The following is a 1126-nucleotide window of genomic DNA, read 5'->3' on the forward strand; positions in this document are numbered from 1 at the left end:
TCGTGGGGCGGTGATGGCCGAGTGGATCGGGTTGCATCCGACGCTGGCCGGCGCCTACATGACCGTGGTGGCGCGTCGCGTCGGCCAGGAAGCTGTCCCGGACGGCCGGCGTGACGACGACAAGGTGAAGGGGCACGGCACCTCGATGGCCGGCATCGTCGCGGGACGCGGCGGTGGCGAGATGCACGAGTTGGGCATCGCCCCGGCCGCGAAGATTCTCCCGGTCTCGATGGGCGCCAATTTCGATAACCAGGACGTGGTCCTGGGAATCCGTTGGGCTGCGGACAACGGCGCTGACGTCATCAACCTCTCGCTCGGCGACGAGGGGACGGCTCAGCCGGAGCTGGTGGACGCCATCAACTACGCGCTGAGCAAGGACGCCGTGGTGGTCGCCTCGGCGGGCAACATCGAGCAGGGCGACCGACAGGTCACCTCACCCGCCAACATCCCGGGCGTCATCGCCGTCTCCGGGTTCGACAAGCGCGGCGGGTTCTTCGCCGGCTCGGTGCAGGGCCCGGAGATCGTGATCGCGAGTCCGATGGAGAGCATCATCGCCCCGGCGCCCAAGGCGGTCTCGCCGAACGGCTACACGCTGGCCAGCGGCACCAGTTCGGCGGCCGCCATCATGTCCGGTGTGGTGGCGCTGATGCGCTCGAAGTACCCGAAGCTCGATGCGCCCAACGTCATCAGCCGTCTGATCGAGACCGCCCGCGATGCCGGTCCGGCCGGCCGGGACCCGCAGTTCGGCTTCGGCCGAGTCGACCTGATAGCCGCCCTGACCCGATCGGTGCCGGCCGTGACGGCGAACCCGCTGTTGGAGGGCGCGGCGGCCGGTCCGACCCGCTCCGGCGGGGCCGCCCGGCCCGGCAACGACGACGACGGACCGGCGGTCGAGTTCGGCGTCTCGAACAAGGCCGGCGCGATCGTCCAGGTGGCACTCTGCCTCGGCGTGCCGATCATCGGGCTGATCGTGCTGCTGGTGGTGCTGCGACGCCGCAAGCGGCGCGTACCGCCGGCCGCCGTCGGCCCGTACCCCGGCGCACCCGGCGTGCCGCCACCCGGCTGGCCCGCCCAGCCGCCGCCGGCCTACGGCCCGCCGCCGCAGCCCGTCCCCGGGTACGGTCCG

General features: G+C 72.1%; 1 protein-coding gene. It reads left to right on the forward strand.

What is annotated here, in order from left to right:
• Positions 1-13: 13 nt before the first annotated feature.
• Positions 14-1126, forward strand: a 1113-nt coding sequence (locus tag AB0J68_RS32450; protein ID WP_363942747.1) for a S8 family serine peptidase, incomplete at its 3' end; no start/stop codon positions are given.

It is taken from the genome of Micromonospora sp. NPDC049580, from assembly GCF_040675595.1.
GTDB lineage: Bacteria > Actinomycetota > Actinomycetes > Mycobacteriales > Micromonosporaceae > Micromonospora.